Source organism: Viridibacillus sp. NPDC096237 (assembly GCF_050278625.1).
Lineage (GTDB): Bacteria > Bacillota > Bacilli > Bacillales_A > Planococcaceae > Viridibacillus.
Window position 1 is genome coordinate 83,117 of the sequence record NZ_JBNNTI010000001.1, and the last position, 16,708, is coordinate 99,824.

Consider the following 16,708-nt stretch of genomic DNA (forward strand, 5'->3'; position numbering starts at 1 on the left):
GTCCCTGTCTATTACTAGATCAAGGCGAATCTTTTTAGTTTTAGTTTTTTGTAGCAAGGTACAGTTCAATTAAATTGATACTGTCCAATACTTCAACTATAACAAGTTTATTGATACATTCCAATATTTATTTTTCAAGTGTAATATCAGCTGAATAGATACCTTTTATCGTGCCATCATCTAATTGCAATTGTAAAACACCGTCTTTTGTTATCCCAATAGCTTTTCCAATGAATTCTTCTTGTAATGTTGTGGCACGAATACGATTGCCAATAGTACAAGAGTAGCTTTCCCACTGAGACTTAATTGGTTCAAAGCCTTCTTTTACATATTGAGCACTATAAATTTCTAAATAATAAAGTATTTTTGCGACTAGGAGTGCGCGATCTATATGTTTACCACTAGCTATTTTAAGTGATGTTGCAATGTCTTTTATTTCTTCCTCGAAATCGTTTGGCTGATGATTTACATTTATGCCGATTCCCATAATTATTGCATTTACGCGGTCTGGATCTGCTTGTAATTCTGTTAATATCCCTGTACATTTCTTACCTTTTATCAATAAATCGTTTGGCCATTTAATTTCTGGTTGTACATCTGTTATATTAGCTATCGCTTTAGTTAATGCTACTGCAGCTACTAAAGTTAATTGAGGTGCTTCATAAGGAGCTATCTCCGGACGGAGGATAACACTCATCCAAATGCCTTTGCCTTTCGTTGACTTCCACTCACGCATCATACGGCCTCGGCCAACTGTCTGCTCTTCACAAATAATAACAGTACCTTCTGAGGCTCCTTCTTGCGCTTTATTGTGTGCAATTGCTTGAGTAGAGGTCATTGACTGTTCATAAATAATACGGTTACCGAAACTTTTCGTTTCAAGAGCCATTGTAATATTTGCATCATCGACTGTATCAGGCGTTGCTGTTAAGACGTAGCCTCTTTTCTTGACAGTTTCAAAGGAGTACCCTTTTTCTTGAAGTTGCTTCATATGCTTCCATATTGCTGTCCTGGAGATGCCAAATTCATCTGCTAGCTGTTGACCAGAAATTGGTTCACCATTAGCCTCGACTAAGCGCTTTATAATTTCATTTTTCAATGTTACTTTCATGACTAAACCAATCCTTTATCTGAATGTAGTATCAAAATATAACATATTGTTTCTAAATGTTTATTTAAAGCTGATAATTAGATTCAATAGTATCATTATTTATCGCAAAATATGTCTAAATCTTAATCAATCTTAACATTTAGTCACTTTTTGGTCACTTGAAAAAGATATTGAGTCTGAAGATAGATTCATGCTTATTGGGATAGTTAACATTACCCAACAAGAAATGGACTTAGGTATAAAAAGAAAATAAACAATAGGTCACTCATTGCGTTAATTTCCGTTCCGGCGGACGCTAATACAATTCACGAAATATAAGTTATAACTATATAATTAAGTTATAAGTTTCCTTTCATTTATAAATAGAGGTGTGAAATTTAACCGAATAGTTTATACTATAATTATATTAATATCCTAATATTTAACAAACATAAAAGGAGGAATGTAATTGAAAAAAATACTGTTGATACTAGTATCTGTATTTATTTTAACAAGTTGCCAATCCCATGACTTTAATTTCAAAGGCGATAGTGAAAACTGGTACGCAGAAGTATTAACCCAAAAAAATGGTGATCGACAAGAACAAAGCTTTAAAATAAAGTACGAAGGCAAAAACTTAGAAAAGGTTAAAAATAAAGATATTACATTCTCATTTCAAAGTGACAATGGCCTTCAAGGGCAAATAACACAAAAATTATCAGAGTCTGGTACCTTAGAAAGCAATTCACCTAGTTCATGTAGTGGTTGTAATTTTCTCAATAAAGAAAGCGAAATAGTTTTCACTATCGAATGGAATGGTGAAAAAGAAGAATTTATTTTAAAGAATTAGATAATTACAATATGAAAATACCTAATTCTTCCCATATATAAAAAAGGGCAGCAAAGACTGCCTTTGAATACTCACTCATTTTTTCCCCTCCTGTTATTTCACTTCATTTTTCTATGTTGAATCAATAAGTAACTTAGTGTATTGTTTAATTAACAAATATTAGGTGGTGTGAATATGGATTTTACTGCATTTCTCGCTTTAATTTTTGGTAGTATGGCACTTTTCACTTCTGTTAACAATGAAAAAAAAATAAAAAAATTACAGAAAAGGTTAGATAAACTAGAAAAATAATACCTGATTTTCATTCAATTTCAACCATTAAAGTTAGTAAAAAGCTGCTAGTACGCTAATTATTATGCAACCGGTATATTGTCACTTGAATTTTTAATGTATTAGCGTTTGTATAAATTCAAGGAACAATTTCTTCGCTTAATGTTTCTACTGTGCATTAACACTCTCCGCATGCTTTTTATAAAGGATTTTATATTCAAGCACACCAAACGTATTGATTAGTTTTTTAGATTGAAAAGAAATTTGAAGAAGAAATTACCTATCTTGAATTATCTTGAAATGAATAAACGTGAGTTAGATCGATGGAGAATTGGTGATTTAGCAAAGTATAAATTATCGCCAGAATCCAAAGGTGCTCATATTGAACAAATCATTAAAAGTATCGAATGGAATTTACTCATAATATGGACCAGCGGCGGAGAAACTTTGTCAAAAAATATAACCTTACCACCACTAAATTTCCATGGATTACGCCACTCTTGAGCTTCTTACATGGTAAGTCAAAATGTGTAAACTTTAAAGTCATACAGGAACAATTAGGGACTCAAATATTCAAAAAACATTAAATACTTATAGTCATTTGACCAAAAAAGACAAAGTAAAAACAGGTGAGCTATTAGACGAAGTTTTATAATTCGGTCGCTTTTTAGTCACCTGTTCGGAATTCAATAAATTATATGGGCTTAGAATGCTTATATATGTGTTTTGAAACCTACCTCGGATACTCATTCAAAAACCAATCCTTTATCTGTTGTCGATCATTGACAAGATTATTTGATAATATTTCATCGACCATTTTATCAATAACTATTTTTAACCACGGCCCACTTTTTTCCCCACTCCACTCAATCAAGTCACGTCCATTGACGACAATTTCAGAGCGAGATTGAATGACTAGTGCATTCTTCTTCCGTGCAATTTCGGAACTATTTAAATCATCATTCGAATGGTGGAATTTTTTCGCAAAATCATTTGCAATTTCTAATACAGGTAAGTCATATTCAAAATAGTCTTTCACAGTCCAACCTGTTGTCGTCCGCGTTTGATATGCTTGTAACACTTGTTTCACATATTTTTTTTCTTTGTTGGAACAATTAAATGTATTTAAAAGTTGAACGGCATTTTCATCTTGTTGTAGTAATATTAAAAAGGCCCAGCCATTAACGGGATTACCAAAACTCTCGAAAGTACTCCAATGTTCCGCTTGTTTTGAAAAATCCCCCGGTAGATATTCCACAAGACTCGTTTCAATGACGTAGCGTATCGCTTTATGAGCATTCTTGCTTATCCATACTTTATCAAACTCTACTTTTATGCGTTCTTTCGCAATAAAACTTATATCTAGTGCTTGTTTACGAATAGCTTTGAAAGTCTCTTCTTCAATTGCAAAGCCAAGCTGTGCACTAAACCGAATAGCACGTAGCATTCGTAGTGCATCCTCACTAAAACGACTAGTAGCATTTCCAACAGCTCTAATAATTTCAGCAGATAGATCACTTTGCCCACCATATAAATCTACTATTTTTTTCGAACCGCGCATCGCCATCGCATTAATTGTAAAATCACGACGTTTTAAATCCTCTTCTAATGAACGTACAAAATGAACTTCGTCAGGTCGACGATGATCTGCATAAGTGCCTTCTGTTCTATATGTTGTGACTTCTACAGGACTAAGAGGATGGATTACTAAAACTGTACCATGAGCGATACCGACATCTGCTGTACGTGAAAATACAGTCTTCACCTCTTCAGGTAAAGCACTCGTTGCAATATCTACATCATTGGCTAGTTGGCCTCGTAAATAATCTCTTACTGCACCTCCAACAATAACCGCTTCATAACCTGCTCTTTCCAAACTTTGTATGATATCAAAAGCGGCTTGCCAATTCTTATCTAACTTCATTTTTCCGTGCCACCTTCTCATAAAGAGCTTCATATTGCTCCACAATTTTTGAAGAATGGAAGCAATGATTTGCTCTATAAATAGCTGCTTCGCGGAAAACTTTTAATTTGTATTCGTCTTGTAGTAAATCTATCGCATATGTAGCTGCCTGATTTATATCACCCAACTCCACAATATAACCATTAAGACCATGTTCAATAACTTCTGGAATACCGCCAACATTCGTACCAATACCAGGTACGCCACATGCCATTGCCTCTAATAAAACAAGTCCAAATGATTCCTTTTCGGACATAAGTAGTTTTAGATCACTCATCCCATAAAGCTCAGATAAATTATCTTGTTTACCCAAAAATAAAATATCATTTATAAATGGACACTTTTTCACTTCTTCCATAATACGGTGCTTTTCAGGTCCATCTCCAACAAGTAATAATTTTGCAGGCATTTTTGCTCTAACTTGAATAAACGTTTTTATAATGTCTGGAATATGTTTTACTTTACGGAAATTCGATACATGAATTAGCACGCGCTCATTGTCTTGTATGCCAAAATCCCTCTTTAATTGCGTACCATCTTTAGGTGTATATTCCCTTTCATCAACAAAATTATAAATTGTTTCGATTGGTTTCTTTGTTTCTATTAGCTCGTATGTTTGACGCTTCAAAGAGTCTGAAACAGTTGTTACTATATCAGACTTTTCAATGCCATAGCGAATTGCACCAGTTAATGATGAATCATAGCCTAATACCGTAATATCAGTACCATGGAGTGTCGTTACTATGCCGATATCCTCTCCAGCCATATCTCGACCTAAAACCGCACATACAGCATGTGGGATAGCATAATGCACATGCAACACATCTAATTGCTCACTTTTTATGACATCTGCCATTTTACTTGCTAGCGCAATATCATACGGAGAATGCTGAAATACGGAATAACTATTAACTTCAACTTCATGATAAAAAATAGTTGGATAAATTTTATTTAAGCGAAAAGGCATACTAGAAGTGATGAAATGTATTTCATGCCCTTTTTCAGCTAACATTTTACCAAGCTCAGTCGCAATAACACCGGAGCCTCCAACAGTCGGATAACACGTTATACCTATTTTCATTTTACGCACCCGACCACTTCCTTTCTTACTTGTATCTATATTTTCATAATACTTAACTTATGCATTGACTGGAATCAGCTCACTTTTACAGTTAGTTATTAGTAAAAGTCCTTAATTTCTTTGTTCTCCTATTAAACGCCAATTAATAAAGCCCTCTTGTAGACCTTTAAGCAATACTTCTGCTGTGCCCATATTAGTTGCTAAAGGAATTTGGTATACGTCACATAGGCGGATTAAGGCCGTAACATCCGGTTCATGCGGTTGTGCTGTTAATGGGTCTCGGAAGAAAATAACCATATCCATATCATTATTGGCAATCATCGCACCAATTTGCTGATCTCCTCCAACAGGCCCTGAACGGAATCTTGTCACTGATAAACCTGTTTCATCGATAACACGTTGTCCTGTCGTTCCAGTTGCATATAAACTATGCTCGGCTAAAATAGCACGATATGCTGTTACGAATTGGATTAAATCATCCTTTTTTTTATCATGCGCGATTAAAGATATTTTCACAGAGCTCATTCCATTCTTATAAAATATTTTCTAAGCCGTATACTAATTCATCTAGTTCCATAACTTTTTCAATTGAAAACTTCACACCTGACATAAATGAGGTACGGTTAAACGAATCATGACGTAGAGTGAGTAATTGTCCTTCTCCACCAAATAGTACTTGCTGGTGAGCTACAAGTCCAGGGAGACGTACGCTATGAATACGTAGGCCTTCAAAATTAGCACCTCTAGCACCAGGGAGTGTTTCATCTTCATCTGGATGCCCTTGTTTGTGACTTCTTCTATTTTCTTGTATTAGCTGCGCCGTTTTAATCGCTGTACCAGAAGGTGCATCTAACTTTCTATCATGATGCATTTCAATAATTTCAACTTCTGGTAAATAAGCAGCTGCCATTTGTGAGAACTTCATCATTAACACGGCACCAATTGCAAAGTTTGGTGCAATAATTGCTCCAAGTTGTAAATTAGCGGATAGTTCAGTCAATTCTTCTAATTGATTATCTGTAAAACCAGTCGTACCTATAACTGGACGCACTCCATATTGAAGCGCTTCTTTCGTATGTTTATACACAACATCAGGTGCCGTTAAATCAACAAAAACATCCGGTTTCACCGTTTCAAATAAATCTTCTAAATTTCTATAAACGGGTACACGATAAGAATTAGGGAACTCTGTATAACAATCCAGTGAATTTGCAATTTCTCTATGATCAAGTACTGCTACTAATTCCATATGATCGTTATTCATTACTGTATGTACAGCTTCGGATCCCATTTTACCTCTTGGTCCAGCTATTGCAACACGAATTGTCATTCATTCTCTTCCTTTCTAGTCCAGCGGTCCTTGTCGCGCGTTTCAAATTTATGTAAAACTCTTTGTAAAGCTTCAGCCATATTAATGTTCTCTGCATTAGCAAAACAGATGAGGACAAATAAAAAGTCTCCAAATTCTTCTTCTAATGATTTGGCTGCTTCTGTAGGCTTCTTCTTTTTCATACCATAAACATTTTGAACTTCTCTTGATAATTCGCCAAGTTCCTCAGTTAATCGTGCTAGTAATTCAAATGGTGGAAAGTATCCTTCCTTAAACTGCCCTATATAATCATCTACTTGTTTTTGCATTTGTTGCATTGTTACTTCCTTACTCATCTATAACACTCTCCTCTATTCATCGTAATCAATAATACTTGTTGTTGTCAAAATATCAAAAATACATGATAATATATTTTTACAAAGGAAAATATGTAAAGTCTTCCATAAAGGCTCACAAGAGCGATTGTTAAAAACCTCTCTCTATTGTAAATCAAATAGTTTACGGATTGACTACTTATTCATTTTTTCTTACAGTCCTTTTTATTATACAGTCTACTAACCAAAAATGAGGTGAAAAAATAATGCCAAATATAAAATTAACAAATGTACTGTTTATTATTTTCGGTGCAGCTATCTTCAGTTTTGGATTTATTCATTTTAACGTTCAAAATGAACTAGGAGAAGGCGGCTTTACAGGAATTACGTTAATTCTGTACTTCGTTTTCAAATGGGATCCCGCATTAATGAACTTAGTACTTAATGTGCCGATGTTTATACTCGGTTGGAAATTACTTGGGCGAAAAATGTTTATTTATACAATAATTGGAACAGTTTCTGTTTCTATATTTATTAAAATTTTCCAAATTTATCAATTCGATATTGGCTTGAAGGACGATATGTTCTTAGTTTCATTATTCGCAGGTGTTTTCTTAGGTGCTGGACTCGGTATTATTTTCCGTTATGGTGGTACTACTGGAGGCGTCGATATTATTGCACGTCTAGTTAATAAATATATCGGATGGCCAATGGGAAAGACAATGTTCATGCTTGATGCTGTCGTTATTGTTATATCATGGACAACTTTCCTTAATTCACGCTCAATGATGTATACGCTTGTCGCTGTCTTCGTCAGTGCTCGAGTAATCGACTTCGTCCAAGATGGTGCGTATGCTGCACGAGGAGCAATTATTATTTCCGGTAAACAAGATGAAATTGCCAACCGTATTACTAAACAAATGTCACGCGGCGTCACTATTTTAAAAGGTTATGGACATTACACAAAAGAAGATCGAGAAGTTATTTATTATGTTATTGCAAAAAATGAATTATTTAGGTTAAAAAGTATTATACAATCCGTTGATCCACATGCATTTGTTACTGTTTCTGAAGTACATGATGTTATTGGAGAAGGTTTTACATTAGACGATAAGAAACAGCCAATCGATTGATTAATTTTTCAAAGGCAGATAGAACGACCCTATCTGCTTTTTATATTGCTAAAAAGATATTAAATATTGGACTTACATGCTATAAGATTTTATTAAAGTTGTACAAATCTCATATTTGCAATCTTAAACCTTAGAAATGTATTATTTGTTTTAGGAATAAAAAAAGCCTCAACAATGGAATATCTCCACTGTTGAGGACTTTAAGTTTATTTTAACGGAAAGTACCATAACTTATGATACGTGGACCCCAATAACTACCAGCTGCAATACTTTGATATTGAACTTTATCACCTGCAGCATGTAGAACTTGACCGTTACCCGCATATAATCCTACGTGAGTAATATAATCGCCACCAGGATTTGCAGAGAAGAAGATTAAATCTCCAACTTGTGGGTTACTTGTAAACGCTGCTGCTGCACGTTGCGCACGGCTGTTGCGAGGAATTGTACCTTGTCCAGCTAGTTTATAAGCATATTGAGTGAAACCACTGCAATCGAATCCTGAAGGTGAAGTACCACCCCAAACATATGATACGCCTAAGTATTTTCTACCAGCATCAATAATAGCTGATCCAGTTGCACTATTTGAAACTTTGCTTACTTTTTTATATTTTTTTAAATATGCTGCAGACATCCAACCTTTTTTGCCGTTATATGAAACTTTATACCAAGTTGTGCCGTTTACTTTTTTCTTATAAGATGCTTTAACGACAGCACCTTTTTTAGTAGTTAATAGTACTTTTGAAGTTGTTTTTGCGCTTAAACGCATATTTAATGCTGCTGTTGTTTTGTATTTACCACTAATTTTAGTAGCTTTTGAACTAGCAACCATTGTGATCGCAGTTGATGTATGTACTTCTTTTGAAGTTGTTAATGATTCTGCAGAAGCTGTATTTTGATGACCATTTGTCAGTCCTGTAAATGAAAACGTTAAAGCTAATGTACCTGCTGTAATTGCTGTAAATAGATTTTTCTTTTTCATTGATTTAAACTCTCCAATATTTATTCAAACTATTATTAGTTGATTTATTTTATATCTAGTAACTGTTTTTTTCTACAAGACTTACTTTACAGAAATTCTTTGTAATAAACAACGCTATTTCAATTACAGATATATTACAGTTTGACTACAAAGAAACAGAGTTTTATAACATTTTTTTGATTTTATCTATTCTCCAACTCATTTTTTCTCGTTTTTGTATCAAAAAAGACCCCTGACTGATTTCTCAGTTCAAGGGTCTTCCATTTTATACTAGTACAGTTAACTTTAGTCTTCGTTATTCATACCAGTATAAATTAACACTAATCGTAGTAATTCCATTACAGCAGTTGCTGCCGCTGCAACATAAGTTAATGCTGCTGCACTTAAAACTTTTCTAGCATATGGCTCTTCTTCGTTACGAATAATACCATGTTCAACAATCTGATTCATGGCACGCTTTGATGCATCAAATTCGACTGGTAATGTAACTAGTTGGAATACAACACCTGCTGCAAGTAAAACGATACCTACTAGTAACAAAGGCTTAATAGTTGCAATCATACCAATCATAATGAAAATCCAAGATGCATTTGAAGAAATATTCGCTACAGGAACTAACTGAGAGCGTAATGTTAAAAATGAATACGCTTCTTTATGTTGAATTGCGTGTCCGCATTCATGAGCAGCAACAGCAGTACCTGCTACAGATGCTTCATGGTAGTTATGAGTAGATAAAGCAACTGTTTTTGTTGCAGGATTGTAGTGATCAGATAAAAAACCTTGTTGCTCTACTACGCGGACGTTACTTAACCCGTTCTGATCTAAGATTAACCTTGCAACTTCTGCACCTGTCATACCTGAAGTTGATCGAACTTGTGAGTACCGTTTATACGTTCTTTTTACTTTCATTTGAGCGTAAATCGGTAATAGTAATAATACGATAAAATATATGATATACATCGTAGTTGTCAAACTAACCATCCTCCTAATACTAGCTTACTATTATTTTAAGGTGTATAAGACCTTTGAGCAAATGAAAAGCTTTTTTTCGCTGTCCAAAATGCTATCGATATACAACAAATTGACAACCAAAATGTGAAGTAACCAATAGTTTGCACATAATCCGACAACATATGATAAATTGGCATCTGACCAAAAACATAATCAATCACATCATTATGCAAAGTCCAAATCGCTGCAATCCATACATGGATAAAAGTGAAGCGGTACGCAGGTAAATATAGAATTCCTTGAACTGCCATCATGAAATGCGAGAAGATTAACATCCACCCCATCCAGCCAATTGAACCATCTTCAATAAGTGCCCAAATGTTCATCACAACAGCCCACAGACCATACTTGACAAGAGTTATTAAAGCGAGAGCCTCGATTAATTTCCAATGTCGTCCAAGCAACCAGCCGACAATTGCTATACTAAAAAAGAGGCTTGCAGTAGGACTATCCGGCACAAAAATAAGAAATATTGGTTTTGTCATTTCTAATTGCCAGCCATACCAATCATAGCCCCAAATTGTACCGGCCACATTGACGATTAATAAAAGCCATAAAAACGAACGGTGTGTTAGTATCACCCAACATTTCGAGATAATTGAAGGCATATTATTTCTCCCTTTTTTAATGAAATATGTATTCTTTAGTATTTGTAAGTAAAATAATTTCATTCACCTGCATATTATTAGTATAGGTCAAGTCCCTCTAAATGCAAACGGATTTCATTCAGCGTATCAAGGAACTTAATAATAAAAAAAGAGCCAGTTTCCTGACTCTTTTAATAAATGTAAATATTATTCAGCTTTTAAGCTTGCAATAAACTCAGCAAGTTTTTGAAGATCTTCATCAGAGCCTTTATATTGGCCTGGAGGCATACCGCCGATACCATCATGAGCAATTTTAGTTACTTCCTCAGCAGTTAATCCAGTGTTCATTAATGATGGGCCTGCACCACCATCAAGGTTTTCACCATGACAGTTGATACAAGATTGACCAGCATAAACTTTATAGCCATCAGACTCTTTATCGAATTCGACTGTTTTAACAATCGCACCTTGTTTTTTAGCAGCTTCCCAGTCATGGTTAACTACTGATTCCCAAGTTAAGAAAATCATAGAAGCAAGTGCTAATAACATAAACGCTACTGGAAGTGGGCGTTTCATTGGGCGACGTTCTGGTCCTCTATCTAGGAATGGTGCTAACATAAGTGCACCAAAAGCAATTGCTGGTACAACGATAGCTCCAATCACGTTATATGGACCTGAAGCATATTCATATTTTAATAATTGATATAAGAATAAGAAATACCAGTCCGGCATTGGTACATAACTTGCATTTGTCGGATCAGCCTGCGCCTCAAGTGGAGACGGGTGAGCGACAGTCAAGATTAAATAACCAATAAGGAATACAGCACCAACCATCCATTCTTTTAATAAGAAGTCTGGCCAGAATGGTTCTGTTTTACCTGGATACTCGGAATAGTCTGGCGGAGTTTTTGTTCTGTTTGCCTTATACGGCACACGAGAATCTCCTACGAATTTCATTCCTTTTCCGCGATGCATTGTGTCCCCTCCTTTAGGAATTACTCAAATTCATTGTAAAATTACAATGGACCTGAAATACCTTGTCTGCGAATCATTACAAAGTGTGCTGCAAGCAACCCAAGCAAAGCAGCTGGTAAGAAGAATACATGAATCGCAAAGAATCTTGTTAATGTTTGTGCACCGAGGATTGTAGAATCTCCGGCAAGTAATACTTTGATTGCTTCACCAATAAATGGTACTGATGCAGCGATTTGAATACCTACTTTTGTAGCGAATAAAGCTTTCATATCCCAAGGAAGTAGGTAACCTGTAAAGCCAAGACCTAACATTACTGCGAAAATTAGAACCCCAACGATCCAGTTAAGTTCACGTGGTTTTTTGTATGAACCTGTGAAGAATACACGTAATGTATGAAGGAACATCATGACAATTACGAGTGAAGCTCCCCAGTGATGCATACCACGCACAATCTCACCGAATGCTACTTCATTTTGAAGGTAGTAAACAGATTTCCATGCATTTTCAATATCCGGAACATAGTACATAGTTAAGAACATACCTGAAAGGATTTGAATAACCGTAACGAAGAACGTTAAGCCCCCGAAACAATATACGAATGCAGAAAAATGATGTGCAGGGTTAACGTGCTCTGGAACTTCATGGTCAGCTATATCGCGCCAAATTGGTGTGATATCTAAGCGTTCATCTACCCAATCATAGATTTTATTTAGCACTTGTGTCGTACCCCCTTACTATTTAACTAACGTATTTGGTCTTATTTTACCGAGCATTAACAGACCGTCTTTTTCTTTGACTTCGTACTCATCTAACGGCCCAAGAGGTGGTGTACCTTTGATGTTATCACCATTTTTCTCATATCGGCCAGCGTGACAAGGGCAGAAGAATTGGTTTTTGTGTGCTGGGTCACCTTCCCAGTTTACAGTACAGCCTAAATGCTTACATACAGGTGAAAGTGCGATAATTTTGTCGCCTTCTTTGTAAACCCACGCTGTATTTGTAACATCAGATTTGTACCAAGCGTCAACTTGTTCAAATGTGAAGTCAACTTTTACAGGTGTTTTTGATAACTCAGAGACTTTTTGTTTAGTTGGTATAAAATCTCCACCGGCTTTTTTCTGTAATACCGGATCAACTGCAAAACGAACCATTGGCATTAACATTCCAGCAGCCATGAAGCCACCAACACCTGTTAATGTGTAGTTTAGAAATTGACGTCTTGTTACACGATTGTTACTCATACTTTTCCCCCCTCTAACTTTAAAGGTAAGTCCAACGGACAAACTTATACAAAATAGTAATACTAGGACATATCTATGATATATCAATCAAAATGGAAGGTCAATAACGCATTCGACACTTTTGTCATGATTTGTGAACATTTCATGAAAGAAAATTACAGCTCTGCCCATTTAGCTGATAGCATTGGGACAACTTGTCGAATTTGATCACTTAGTACTGATTGTTTTACTGATTGATCCATATCACCAAGTGGTATAGATGGTAGCCACAATACAGTTAGCTCAGGTACTTCCCTTGTCCAACTATGATCTGATGTCATATAAAAGATATATTTAAAACCTGCCAATTTTAATTCTTGGTCTATTGACTGAATATAGTCTTTCTTTAGCATGGTATTTGTATACGTAAATGGTGGCATTACCATAACTCGTCCTTTAAATTGCTGTTCAACAAAACCTGTTAACGACATTAAAAACTCTGCAGCCGACGCGCTTTGCTTCATTCCTGTTGGCGAACCATCAATAACTGCTAATGGAACGATAGCTGTATCTATAAATTCCTTTTGTGCTGAGAATACTTCTACATCTTTGCCAATCCAAAACATTTTTATTTCCCCCCGAGAAAAAACTTCATCTAAACGATGAAGTTTTTTCATTCATTCACATTTTTTAAGACATTAAGTAATGCAGATAATTCATAAAACTTCTCTTTATCATTATTATCTAACGCTTCATCTATTTGCTTTAAAATTGTTTCTTCCCTAAAAGACTTCATGCTATTGTTTAATATTTCCTCCGCTAACATGCGGTCCTTTTCACTAATGTGCAAATACTTTGGCATATGAGGGTTCTCTTCAAGAACCGCTAAGTATTCGCTACTTGGTGGTAATTTAGGGAAGTTAAGTTGAATATACATTTCTTCATCTGGGTGCATTCTCAGATCGTGGAATGATTTCTCTGCGTCTGCTGTCATAATATTTCCTTTATAAAATCGAAATGGAATACCAGATGATTCAGTCGTTGACATGACCATTGCTCTTGGACAATAATGTGCTTCCTCAACAAAATGTACATGCTCTAGTAATTCATCATGGCCAAGTAAATAATTTAAAATCCAGACACATTCACGTCGCTTTAACTGATAACGCTTTAAAAACCAATGTACGAAAACCTTTTTATCCATCACAGAAACGGAAGCGGTCATACCGATTCCCCCTCTCACTCGAAAGTTTGTAAGAGATCCAACCAAGTCGGCTCATCAGGTTGTAGTGCTACTAATCTTTTTACGACTACGTGGGCTTCCCCACGTTTGCCGTCTTCGATTAAGAAATACGCGTACTTTTCTAAAAATGCTGGATCTTCCTTATGGTCATTATATGCCAAAGTATAAAATTCGTATGCACGATTATAATCTTCTAGGCGGTCATAAGATTGTGCAGCAAAAGCAGATAATGTAGACCAGTCAAAATCATCATTACGTAAAGTTTCGACTAATTCAACCACCTCTTCATCACGTTCATCTTGCGCCAACAGTGAAACGAGCGTTAAAATAGCTTCCATATATTCACCATCAAGCGCAACCGCTTCACGCAAGTATTGTTCAGCCTCTTTTGGCAAACTGTTTTTTAAAGCCATCTTACCGGCAAATAAATATAATTCTTTATCATATTCATCACGTTTAATGCCCTCTTGGATTATTTCTAAAGCTTTTTTATTTTCTTCTTGCATTGCATAACTCTCTGCTAATAATAAATAAGCTGCAAAATAATCTGGATCTACTTCTTTTAACTCTTCTAAATGTTTAATTGCGGTTTCATACATTTGTGTTTGAAATGCCGAATAAGCTGCTCCAAATAATAGATCAGGAGCAACATGATATTCAAGGGCTTTCAGATAATATGTTAAAGCCTCTTCAAATGCTGCACCCGTACGATGCACTTCTGCAAGACGTTCGACTAAACGGATCCCCGCAATCTCTTCTTGTTCCTCGTACAGCTCACCATAAAGACGTGCCGCTTCTGCTAAACGACCTAGCTCTAAAAGAAGCTCTGCTTTCGCAAAACGCAATAAAGGTTCAGTAGGCAATAATTCTAACGCCTCGTTAATACGTTGTTCAGCGACCTCGTATAGTCCTTGCATTTGATAATAATCCGCCAATGCTAATAAAACTTGTGGATATTCAGGTTCATCCGGACGAACAGACATAAACATTTCTAATGCTTCGTCCTCGTTTCCAATATCCATTAACAATACAGCTCGATCAATTTTTAATTGTGTCTCTTCAGGGAACAAAAATTGTAAATGCTCAAATAATTGGTCTGCTTCAGCTAAAAAGCCATAGTTCACTAATAGCTCTGCAATCTCATATTGTACATTTGGGTCAGCTTGAATTTTAAGCTGTTCCATTAAATCTTGTATACCTTCTAGATTTCCTTGCTCAATTACTTCTATCATTTTGTTTTGAATATCCAAATGCTTCACCTATTCTCATTAATTTCAATCATTATGCTACATGACAAATTCTTTATGTACAAGGAAAAACCCTCCTATTTAGTGGAGAGTTTTCGCTTTTAATCTATTCGATTGCTAACAGTTTGTACATCTTCAAAGAATGTTGGGTAAGAGACAGCAATACAGTCAGGATCATCTAGCTCGATTGAACCTTCAGTAATGAGTGCAGCAATTGCTCCCATCATGCCAATACGGTGATCTCCATACGTTCGAATAGTACTACCCGTTAACGGTGTTGGTCCGTTAATAATCATACCGTCATCTGTCGCTACTATATCTGCACCAAGCTTTTTCAATTCATCCACAACCGCTGTAATACGGTCTGTTTCTTTTACCTTCAGCTCTTCAGCATCTTTAATAACGGTTTGTCCAGTAGCCTGTGTTGCTAATAATGCAATAATCGGTATTTCATCGATGAGTCGAGGAATAACGTCGCCACCGATTGTCGTTCCTTGTAATTCAGATGTCGAAACGGTGACCGTTCCAATCGGCTCTGCAGCCGAATCATCATCGATTTCAATCGACATTTTCGCATTCATTTCCTGCAAGACATCAATAATACCAGTACGTGTTGGATTCAAACCAACGTTCTCTAACGTTATTTCACTATTTTTTGAGATGGCACCAGCAACAAGGAAAAATGCTGCAGATGATATATCTCCAGGTACCTCTACATGAGTAGCAGTCAATTGTTGACCACCTTGTAGTGAGACAACTCCATCTTCAATCGTTATTTCCGCGCCAAATTGTCGAAGCATACGCTCTGTGTGGTCACGGGAAACTTCCTTCTCGCGGATAATTGTCGTACCTTTGGCATTAATACCTGCTAATAGAATTGCCGACTTCACTTGTGCACTTGCTACTGGCATTGTATAGTCAATCGCATTTAACTTCGTACCTTGAATCGCAAGAGGCGTAAATTGGCCATCCATACGCCCTGTTATTTTAGCACCCATTTCTCGCAATGGATTTATGACACGTTTCATCGGGCGCTTAGCAATGGACTCGTCTCCATTCAAAACTGTATGAACAGTAGAGCCTGCTAGCAAACCAAGCATTAAGCGTGTTGTCGTACCAGAATTCCCAGTATATAATATATCAGTTGGTTCCTGCCAAGTAGCCATTCCATTACTTTCAATAACAACGTTTGTACCATCCAGTTCAATCTGTACTCCTAATTTGCGGAAACAAGCAATTGTATTTAAACAATCATCACCGAGTAAAAAACCACTTACCGTCGTGCGCCCTTTTGCAATTCCGCCGAACATAATAGAACGATGAGATACTGATTTATCACCTGGAACTGTTATTTTCCCACGTAATGTCGGCTTATTGTAATCTAAAGAATTACTCTTCACCATTCTATTCAC

The 16,708-nt window shown here is 36.0% G+C and carries 19 protein-coding genes; 3 read left to right on the forward strand and 16 right to left on the reverse strand.

Features of this window, described 5'->3' with window-relative positions:
* Positions 1 to 127: 127 nt before the first annotated feature.
* Positions 128 to 1,111, reverse strand: a complete 984-nt coding sequence (locus tag ACQKMD_RS00385; RefSeq protein ID WP_427748493.1) for a biotin--[acetyl-CoA-carboxylase] ligase — start codon at positions 1,109 to 1,111, stop codon at positions 128 to 130.
* Between the two features lie 448 nt (positions 1,112 to 1,559).
* Here ACQKMD_RS00385 and ACQKMD_RS00390 point away from each other — a divergent pair, with 448 nt between their 5' ends.
* Together ACQKMD_RS00390 and ACQKMD_RS00395 are read left to right on the forward strand one after the other, a co-directional pair.
* Positions 1,560 to 1,940: a membrane lipoprotein lipid attachment site-containing protein gene (locus tag ACQKMD_RS00390; RefSeq protein ID WP_427748494.1), complete on the forward strand. Its 381-nt coding sequence runs from the start codon at positions 1,560 to 1,562 to the stop codon at positions 1,938 to 1,940.
* Between the two features lie 534 nt (positions 1,941 to 2,474).
* Positions 2,475 to 2,714, forward strand: a complete 240-nt coding sequence (locus tag ACQKMD_RS00395) for a hypothetical protein (protein ID WP_427748495.1) — start codon at positions 2,475 to 2,477, stop codon at positions 2,712 to 2,714.
* A 229-nt stretch (positions 2,715 to 2,943) separates the two neighbouring features.
* Here the strand turns inward: ACQKMD_RS00395 and ACQKMD_RS00400 are convergent, their stop codons facing one another.
* The 5 genes from ACQKMD_RS00400 to ACQKMD_RS00420 form a co-directional block, all read right to left on the reverse strand.
* On the reverse strand, positions 2,944 to 4,134 hold the full coding sequence (locus ACQKMD_RS00400; RefSeq protein ID WP_427748496.1) for a CCA tRNA nucleotidyltransferase: 1,191 nt from the start codon (positions 4,132 to 4,134) through the stop codon (positions 2,944 to 2,946).
* Entirely contained in the window at positions 4,121 to 5,263 is a 1,143-nt protein-coding gene (gene bshA / locus ACQKMD_RS00405) for an N-acetyl-alpha-D-glucosaminyl L-malate synthase BshA (RefSeq protein ID WP_427748497.1), read from the reverse strand. Before bshA ends, ACQKMD_RS00400 begins: the two co-directional genes overlap by 14 nt.
* Positions 5,264 to 5,365: 102 nt before the next feature.
* Positions 5,366 to 5,770, reverse strand: a complete 405-nt coding sequence (gene mgsA / locus ACQKMD_RS00410; protein ID WP_427748498.1) for a methylglyoxal synthase — start codon at positions 5,768 to 5,770, stop codon at positions 5,366 to 5,368.
* 16 nt (positions 5,771 to 5,786) lie between these two features.
* A complete protein-coding gene (gene dapB / locus ACQKMD_RS00415) occupies positions 5,787 to 6,584 on the reverse strand; it encodes a 4-hydroxy-tetrahydrodipicolinate reductase (protein WP_427748499.1) in 798 nt (265 codons plus the stop codon).
* Positions 6,581 to 6,919 carry a nucleotide pyrophosphohydrolase gene (locus ACQKMD_RS00420; protein ID WP_427748500.1) on the reverse strand — a complete coding sequence of 113 codons (339 nt, stop codon included), beginning with the start codon at positions 6,917 to 6,919 and terminating at the stop codon, positions 6,581 to 6,583. The genes dapB and ACQKMD_RS00420 overlap by 4 nt, the downstream gene beginning before the upstream one ends.
* 245 nt (positions 6,920 to 7,164) lie before the next feature.
* On the opposite strand from ACQKMD_RS00420, the gene ACQKMD_RS00425 reads away from it, so the two are divergent.
* On the forward strand, positions 7,165 to 8,031 hold the full coding sequence (locus tag ACQKMD_RS00425) for a YitT family protein (protein ID WP_427748501.1): 867 nt from the start codon (positions 7,165 to 7,167) through the stop codon (positions 8,029 to 8,031).
* Between the two features lie 211 nt (positions 8,032 to 8,242).
* On the opposite strand, the gene ACQKMD_RS00430 is transcribed toward ACQKMD_RS00425, so the two are convergent.
* The 10 genes from ACQKMD_RS00430 to aroA form a co-directional block, all read right to left on the reverse strand.
* Entirely contained in the window at positions 8,243 to 9,013 is a 771-nt protein-coding gene (locus tag ACQKMD_RS00430; RefSeq protein WP_427748502.1) for a C40 family peptidase, read from the reverse strand.
* Positions 9,014 to 9,298: 285 nt separating this feature from the next.
* Positions 9,299 to 9,973: a zinc metallopeptidase gene (locus ACQKMD_RS00435; protein WP_427749283.1), complete on the reverse strand. Its 675-nt coding sequence runs from the start codon at positions 9,971 to 9,973 to the stop codon at positions 9,299 to 9,301.
* Positions 9,974 to 10,020: 47 nt separating this feature from the next.
* Positions 10,021 to 10,632 (reverse strand): DUF1405 domain-containing protein, encoded by a 612-nt coding sequence (locus ACQKMD_RS00440; RefSeq protein ID WP_427748503.1) that lies wholly within the window; start codon positions 10,630 to 10,632, stop codon positions 10,021 to 10,023.
* A 186-nt stretch (positions 10,633 to 10,818) separates the two neighbouring features.
* Positions 10,819 to 11,586 (reverse strand): c-type cytochrome, encoded by a 768-nt coding sequence (locus tag ACQKMD_RS00445; protein WP_427748504.1) that lies wholly within the window; start codon positions 11,584 to 11,586, stop codon positions 10,819 to 10,821.
* A 41-nt stretch (positions 11,587 to 11,627) separates the two neighbouring features.
* A complete protein-coding gene (gene qcrB / locus ACQKMD_RS00450) occupies positions 11,628 to 12,302 on the reverse strand; it encodes a menaquinol-cytochrome c reductase cytochrome b subunit (RefSeq protein ID WP_427748505.1) in 675 nt (224 codons plus the stop codon).
* A gap of 18 nt (positions 12,303 to 12,320) precedes the next feature.
* Entirely contained in the window at positions 12,321 to 12,827 is a 507-nt protein-coding gene (locus ACQKMD_RS00455) for a ubiquinol-cytochrome c reductase iron-sulfur subunit (RefSeq protein ID WP_427748506.1), read from the reverse strand.
* Positions 12,828 to 12,982: 155 nt separating this feature from the next.
* Positions 12,983 to 13,432: a YpiF family protein gene (locus ACQKMD_RS00460; RefSeq protein WP_427748507.1), complete on the reverse strand. Its 450-nt coding sequence runs from the start codon at positions 13,430 to 13,432 to the stop codon at positions 12,983 to 12,985.
* A 47-nt stretch (positions 13,433 to 13,479) separates the two neighbouring features.
* Positions 13,480 to 14,031, reverse strand: a complete 552-nt coding sequence (locus tag ACQKMD_RS00465) for a ReoY family proteolytic degradation factor (RefSeq protein ID WP_427748508.1) — start codon at positions 14,029 to 14,031, stop codon at positions 13,480 to 13,482.
* A 14-nt stretch (positions 14,032 to 14,045) separates the two neighbouring features.
* Positions 14,046 to 15,281, reverse strand: coding sequence for a tetratricopeptide repeat protein (locus ACQKMD_RS00470; RefSeq protein WP_427749285.1), 1,236 nt, complete (start codon positions 15,279 to 15,281; stop codon positions 14,046 to 14,048).
* A 116-nt stretch (positions 15,282 to 15,397) separates the two neighbouring features.
* The gene (gene aroA, locus ACQKMD_RS00475; RefSeq protein ID WP_427748509.1) at positions 15,398 to 16,699 is read right to left on the reverse strand and encodes a 3-phosphoshikimate 1-carboxyvinyltransferase; all 1,302 of its coding nucleotides are present in this window, start codon (positions 16,697 to 16,699) and stop codon (positions 15,398 to 15,400) included.
* Positions 16,700 to 16,708: the final 9 nt, after the last annotated feature.